4 protein-coding genes are annotated in these 6,649 nt (G+C 68.7%); 3 read left to right on the top strand and 1 reads right to left on the bottom strand.

Annotation, left to right across the window (positions count from 1 at the left end):
• On the bottom strand, nt 1-563 hold a 563-nt coding region (locus DSP71_RS17820), incomplete at its 3' end, for a TetR/AcrR family transcriptional regulator (protein ID WP_258546530.1).
• A gap of 119 nt (nt 564-682) precedes the next feature.
• Between DSP71_RS17820 and DSP71_RS17815 the strand changes: the two genes are divergently transcribed.
• From DSP71_RS17815 to DSP71_RS17805, 3 genes are all read left to right on the top strand, one after another.
• Nucleotides 683-1,981, top strand: a complete 1,299-nt coding sequence (locus tag DSP71_RS17815; protein WP_058632158.1) for an MFS transporter — start codon at nt 683-685, stop codon at nt 1,979-1,981.
• 2 nt (nt 1,982-1,983) lie between these two features.
• Nucleotides 1,984-3,738 carry a glycoside hydrolase family 3 protein gene (locus tag DSP71_RS17810; RefSeq protein ID WP_113681727.1) on the top strand — a complete coding sequence of 585 codons (1,755 nt, stop codon included), beginning with the start codon at nt 1,984-1,986 and terminating at the stop codon, nt 3,736-3,738.
• 261 nt (nt 3,739-3,999) lie between these two features.
• A partial coding sequence (locus DSP71_RS17805; RefSeq protein ID WP_147251363.1) for a choice-of-anchor G family protein occupies nt 4,000-6,649 on the top strand: 2,650 nt, incomplete at its 3' end.

Raw genomic sequence — 6,649 nt, 5'->3', positions numbered from 1 at the left:
TCCACCCGATCGGGCAGGTACTGCGAGAGCAGCTGCAGCCCGTCCCACCCCGCCGTGTGCCGGACGGCCTCGCCGTCGACATCGCGGTCGGCGGCGACCACCCCGTGGTACTGGGCATCCTCGAGCACGTCGTTGCTGAGTGCGCGGATCCGGCAGTAGCGCTCGCGCATCCGCTCGTGCGCGGGGTGGTCCGGCGCCGAGGCCTCCCCGGTGAGGGCCGCGAACAGCTCGAGGTAGCCGGCGGTGCGCGCATTGCGCTCGGCGATGCCGGCGAAGACCAGCTCGCCCGGTTCGGATGCGGCCGAGATCGCGCTGAACACGGACTCGTTCTCGGCTTCGAGCCCGGCGACCACCTCTCCGAGCAGATCGTCCTTCGAGGCGAAGTGCCCGAGCAGGCCCGGGTGGCTGACGGAGGCGGCTGCGGCGATGTCGCGCAGCGACGTGGATCGGTAACCGCGGGTCACGAACAGATCGTGCGCGGCGGTGAGGATGCGCTGCCTCGTCGCGACGGCGCGCGAGTGACGGGTGCCGGTCGCCGTCATCGTCATCGCATCCTCCGTCATCACTCTATCCTCGTTCATTACCAATCGGTCTGGTTTGACTTACCAATCGGTCGAGATTGGTGTACTGTCATGCCAGAACCGCATCGCCCGAAGATGTGCGGTGAATCGAAAGGACTGTCATGACAGAGCTGTCATCCGCCGCCAACGCGGCCGCGGTGGGCACCACGGGATTCAAGGCCCCAGGGACCACGCCGCCCAAGACTCCGCGCGGCTACACCCCCGGCCTCGCCGCGGTGAACTTCGGTGTCTTCCTGGCGCTTCTCACCCCGGTGATGGTGTCCATGGCGTTCAAGATCCAGCACATCGACCCCGTCAACACCGAGGGAAGCCTCGGACTCGTGATGGGCGTCGGTGCGATCTTCGCCCTCGTGGCGAACCCCCTCGTCGGCAGGCTCTCCGACCGCACGACCTCGCGCTGGGGCATGCGTCGTCCGTGGATCCTGGGTGGTGCCGTCGTCGGCCTCGGCGGGTTCTTCCTCATCGGGTCCGCGAACTCCGTCTGGATGGTCCTGCTCGCCTGGTGCCTCGTGCAGACCGCGATGAACGCCGTGCTCGCGGCGGCGAACGCGACCCTGCCCGACCAGGTGCCGGTCACGAGCCGCGGCAAGGTGTCGGGCATCATCGGCATCACCACCCCGATCGGCATCCTCGCCGGCAGCTTCCTGGTGAACTTCCTGCCCGGCGACTTCGAGCGCTTCGTCGTGCCGGGCGTGATCGCACTGATCCTGGTGATCATCTTCGTCCTGATCCTGAAGGACCGCCGCCTCACCGAGAAGCCCGCCGAGAAGTTCACGATCGGGATGTTCTTCGGCTCGTTCGTGTTCAACCCGCGCAAGCACCCCGACTTCGGCTGGACCTGGCTCACCAAGTTCTTCGTGATGTTCGGCTATGCCGGCATCGCCACCTTCCTGCCGCTGTACCTCGTCACCAAGTTCGGCCTCGACGAGCAGGGTGCGGTGGGCGTCATCCTCGCGGCCAACCTCGCCTCGATGGCGGCGATGGCGATCTCCTCCCCGCTCGGCGGCTTCCTCTCCGACAAGATCGGCAAGCGCCGTCCCTTCGTCGCCGTCGCCGGTGTGATCATGGTGGTCGGCCTGGTCATCCTCGCCATCGCCCCCGATATCACGACCGTCATCATCGCCCAGGCCATCATCGGGCTCGGGGCCGGATCGTTCCTCTCGGTCGACCTCGCCCTCGCCACCGAGGTGCTGCCCAACCCGGACGACGTGGCGAAGGACCTCGGGGTGCTGAACATCGCCAACGCGCTGCCGCAGTCGATCGCCCCCGCGATCGCGCCGGGCATCATCGCCATCGGGGCGGCCACGCCGCTGGGCGGCTACACCACGTGGTACCTGTTCGGTGCGGTCGTCGCGCTGGCCGGTGCCGTGCTCGTCTACCGCATCAAGGGAGTTAAGTGACCATGACAGAGACCACCATCGCGCGCCCCTGGCTCGACACCGATCTCTCGGTCGACGAGCGGGTGCAGCTGCTGCTCGATGCCATGACCATCGAGGAGAAGGCAGGGCTCTTCTTCCACACCATGATCGCGATCGGCGACCTCGAGGAGCCCAACCCGGTGTTCGCGACGCCGTCGGCCCGCGAGTTCCTCGAGTCCAAGCAGATGACGCACTTCAACCTGCTGGGTGCCGCGCCCACCGGCCGGGAGATCGCCGCGTGGCAGAACGCCCTGCAGCGGCTCGCGGCGTCCACGCGCCTCGGCATCCCGGTCACGCTCTCCACCGACCCCCGGCACTCGTTCAGCGAGAATCCGGGAGCGTCGATCCTGGCAGGGCCCTTCTCGCAGTGGCCGGAGACGCTCGGCCTCGCGGCCACCCGCGACGAGGAGCTCGTCGAGCGCTTCGCCGACATCGCCCGCCAGGAGTACACGGCCGTCGGTCTGCGCGTGGCACTGCACCCGCAGGTCGACCTCGCGACCGAGCCGCGCTGGGCGCGCCAGACGGCGACGTTCGGCGAAGACGCCGAGCTGTCGGGAAAGCTCGGCGCGGCCTACATCCGCGGCTTCCAGGGGAAGTCGTTCGGGCCTGGCTCGGTATCGACCATGACGAAGCACTTCCCCGGCGGCGGCCCCCAGAAGGACGGCGAGGATCCGCACTTCCCGTACGGCCGCGAGCAGGTCTATCCTGGCGGCGAGTTCGAGCTTCACCTGAAGCCGTTCGAAGACGCGCTCGCCGCGGGTACCCGGCAGATGATGCCGTATTACGGGATGCCCGTCGGCACGGAGTACGAGGAGGTGGGTTTCGGCTTCAACAAGTCGGTGATCACGGGTCTGCTCCGCGAGCGCTACGGCTTCGACGGTCTGGTGTGCACCGATTGGGGCCTGATCAGCGACTCCGAGATCTTCGGGCAGCCGTTCCCGGCGCGTGCCTGGGGCGTGGAAGACCTCACGCCTCGCGAGCGGATGAAGAAGGTGCTCGATGCGGGCGTCGATCAATTCGGCGGTGAGGCGAACCCGGAGCTGCTGCTCGAGCTCATCGCCGACGGTGAGATCACCGAGGCCCGGCTGGACATCTCCGCACGACGCATCCTGCGCGAGAAGTTCGAGCTCGGACTGTTCGAGAACCCTTACGTCGACGAGGACGCCGCCGACGAGATCGTGGGTCGTGCCGACTTCCGTGCCGCGGGGGAGGATGCCCAGCGCGCGTCGATCACGGTGCTCGCGAACGACGGCGCGCTGCCCTTCGCCCGAGGGGCGAAGCTCTACGTCGAGGGCATCGACGTCGCCGTGGCTGAAAAGTTCGCCGACGTCGTCGAGACGCCGTCGGAAGCCGATCTGGCGATCATCCGGCTGCAGGCTCCATTCGAGGAGCGCGCGACCATGTTCGAGAACTTCTTCCACGCCGGTTCCCTCGACTTCCCGGATGACGTGATCGCCCATGTCGGCGAGGTCGCGGCCGTCGTGCCCACAGTGGTCGACGTGCTCGCCGATCGCCCGCCGATCTTGACGCCGCTCGCCGAGGTGGCGGCTGCGATCACGGTGAACTGGGGTGCTTCCGGGACGGCGCTGCTGGACGTGCTCAGCGGTGCGTTCCCCGCGCAGGGTCGACTGCCCTTCGACCTGCCGCGCTCGATGGCGGCTGTCGAGGCCTCGCGTCCCGACGTCCCGTTCGACACGACCGACCCGCTGTTCCGCTTCGGTCACGGGCTCTCGCTGTAACACCCGAGGGCATTCGCGAAACGCCTCGACGGCTTCGGCCGCGGGGCGTTTCGTCGTGTCGGCGAACCCTCGATCGCGGGTCCGATGTCGGCCGATGGCGAAGTGTCTCGGACGATGACGATGGCTGAAAAGTTCTCTGGACGAATGCTGGACAACGCGTCCCGTATCCCGTAGAACTGTCCTCAACATCGCTCGGCCGACTGACGTCGACCCGTGGGGGGGCCATGTGACGCGGAAGATCGCATCACACGGGAGTAGCGAATGGAATTGCAGGAGAGGACTCTGCGGCGACGCAGAGCAGCAGGAGGAAGCATCGCCGGCGTCACCGTCGGCGCGGTGATCCTCGCAAGTGCACTGGTGCCGACAGCGGCGAATGCGCTGGACGCGGCGAATCCGAACGATCCGTCGGTCGCGCAGGGGCAGATCATCCAGCTGCCGGCCGCACTGCTCGGCGGACTCGACATCGCCGCGCTCGGTCACACGCTGACGAGCAACCCGGCCGCCCCTGGCTCGGAGCTCGGCGGACTGAACGTCGGACTGCTCGAGGCGCTCAACATCGACGTGGGCACCCTCAACGTGCCGCTGCTGACCGACGGCACCACGCCGGGTCTGCTGCGGCTCGGCGACCTGGGCGCTGCGCAGAGCTTCAGCTCCTCGCCGACGCAGACCCAGTCGATCGCCTCTTCGGGCACGATCACCTCGGGTGGGGCTGTCGACACCGGCGCCATCGACGGCAGCGTGAACCCCGGCACCCTCGAGCTCACAGACCTCTTCGACCAGCTCGCCGTGGCGGGTCTGACCGATGCGGTCCTCGACCAGGCCTCCATCGGCATCGGCGCCCTCGCGTCGCGTGCCGAGTCGAACGCGGGAACGGTGACGTCCGAGTACCGCATCGCCGACCTGAACCTCGATCTGCACAGCAACCTGGTCGCCGGGCTCTCCGGCACCCTCGCCTCCGCGATCCAGGGCACCGTCACTCCCGTGAGCAACCTCGCCGGTCCCGGCGGCGCGCTGACCGCCCTCACCACCACGATCGTCAACACGATCAACGCGATCCCCGATGTGCCGCTCGTCGCCGCCTTCACCGCGACAGGGGGCACCGTCTCGATCGCGGGGCTCGACACGGTCGGGCAGACCGTGACGACGCAGGTGCTGCAGACCCCGGTCGAGAACACGACCGGTTCGGTTCTCGTCGACCTGAGCACCGGCACGGTCTCGGTCGATCTCGCCAAGATCCTCGTCGAGACCGGCGCGGGCGCGAACCTCAACACACTGCCGGCGAACACCCCGGTGCTCTCCGCCACGACGATCTCCGCCATCCAGCAGGGGATCACCTCCGCACTCACGGGCACGCACCCGAACAGCCTGAACGGCAAGGTCTCCACGATCCTGAAGTCGACGCTCGACGCCCTCCAGGTGACGATCACGGTCGGCGTCGACCTCACGGTGCCGCTCACCGGGACGCCGCTCGTGTCGGGCGACGTCACGGTCAAGGGTTCACTGGCGCAGTTCGCCGGCACCGCCACTCCCGTTCCCACGGTCGCGACCGACATCACCCTGGCCGGCCTCAACATCGGCGTGCTCCTGAACCCGGTGGTCGCGACGGTGACGAATGCGGTCGCCACGACGACGGGTCCGCTCGTGAACACCGCGTTGACCAGCGTGATCCCGCTCGTGCAGCCGGCACTCGCCGCTCTCACGGGTCCCGTGCTGACGACGCTCGATCCCGTGCTCCAGGGCGTGCTGTCGGACATCGCGACCATCACCATCAACGAGCAGCCGGCGACGGGAGACATTCCGGGCGGCAGCTTCACGGTGCGTGCGCTCGGAGTGAACCTGCTCCCGGCCGTCGGAGGCGGGGTCGCTCTCGATCTCGGTTCCTCGACGGTCAAGGCTGCCGCGGCAGCTGTGGCGGCTATCGACGCGGCCCCGACCGTCCAGGCGGGGACGAACCTGCCCGTGACCGGCTCCGGCTGGCCCGCGAACACGCAGGTCTCCGTGCAGGTGACCGCACCCGGCGGGGGGATCGTGAACGACCCTGTTCCGGTCACGACCGACGGCAACGGTGCATTCACGGTCGATTACTTCGTCCCGACGGCGACGACGGTGGGCACCGGGTACACGGTCACCGCGACGGCAGGCGCCGTCTCGGCGACGGATACGACCGAGGTGACGGCCGCGGCGACGGTCGATGCCGCCCCGGCCGTACAGGCGGGGACGGATCTCGCGGTCTCCGGTGCCAACTGGCCTGCGAACACCCAGGTCTCGGTGCAGCTGTCGGCTCCGGCTTCCGGCCCGAACGTGGGCGGCCCCGTACTGGTCACCACCGACGGTTCCGGCACCTTCACGGTCGCCTACCCTGTTCCGGCCGGCACACCCGCGGCCACCGGCTACACGGTGACGGCATCGGTGGGCACGCAGACGGCGACCGACACCACCGAGGTGACGGACGCCCCCGTGGCCGCCGTCGATGCCGCAGCCACCGTGCAGGCGGGCACCAGCCTTCCGGTCACGGGATCGAACTGGCCGGGTAACACCCAGGTGTCCGTGCAGCTGACAGCTCCGGGCGGCGGCGCGAACGTCGGCGGCCCTGTCACGGCGACTACGAACGCCTCGGGTGACTTCACGCTCGACTACCCGGTTCCCGCTTCTGCGGCTCCGGGTGCGGCATACACCGTGACGGCGACCGCAGGTGCCGTCACGGCGATCGACACCACGGAGGTCACGGCCGCCGCGGCTGTCGATGCCGCTGACACGGTGCAGGCGGGCACGAGCCTTCCGGTGACCGGTACGAACTGGCCGGCGAGCACGCAGGTGTCCGTGCAGCTGACGGCGCCGGGTGGCGGGAACGTCGGCGGTCCGGTGACGGCCACGACCGACGCGTCTGGCGGGTTCACGCTCGACTACCCGG

Source organism: Microbacterium sp. H6 (assembly GCF_003314775.1).
GTDB lineage: Bacteria > Actinomycetota > Actinomycetes > Actinomycetales > Microbacteriaceae > Microbacterium > Microbacterium oxydans.
The sequence above is the reverse complement of the archived record's forward strand: the minus strand, read 5'-3'. Positions and strand labels throughout refer to the sequence as shown.

Bases quoted from the DNA above. Each gene is read 5' to 3' on its own strand.
- DSP71_RS17815 (WP_058632158.1), top strand. From the start codon at position 683: ATGACAGAGCTGTCATCCGCCGCCAACGCGGCCGCGGTGGGCACCACG.
- DSP71_RS17810 (WP_113681727.1), top strand. From the start codon at position 1,984: ATGACAGAGACCACCATCGCGCGCCCCTGGCTCGACACCGATCTCTCG.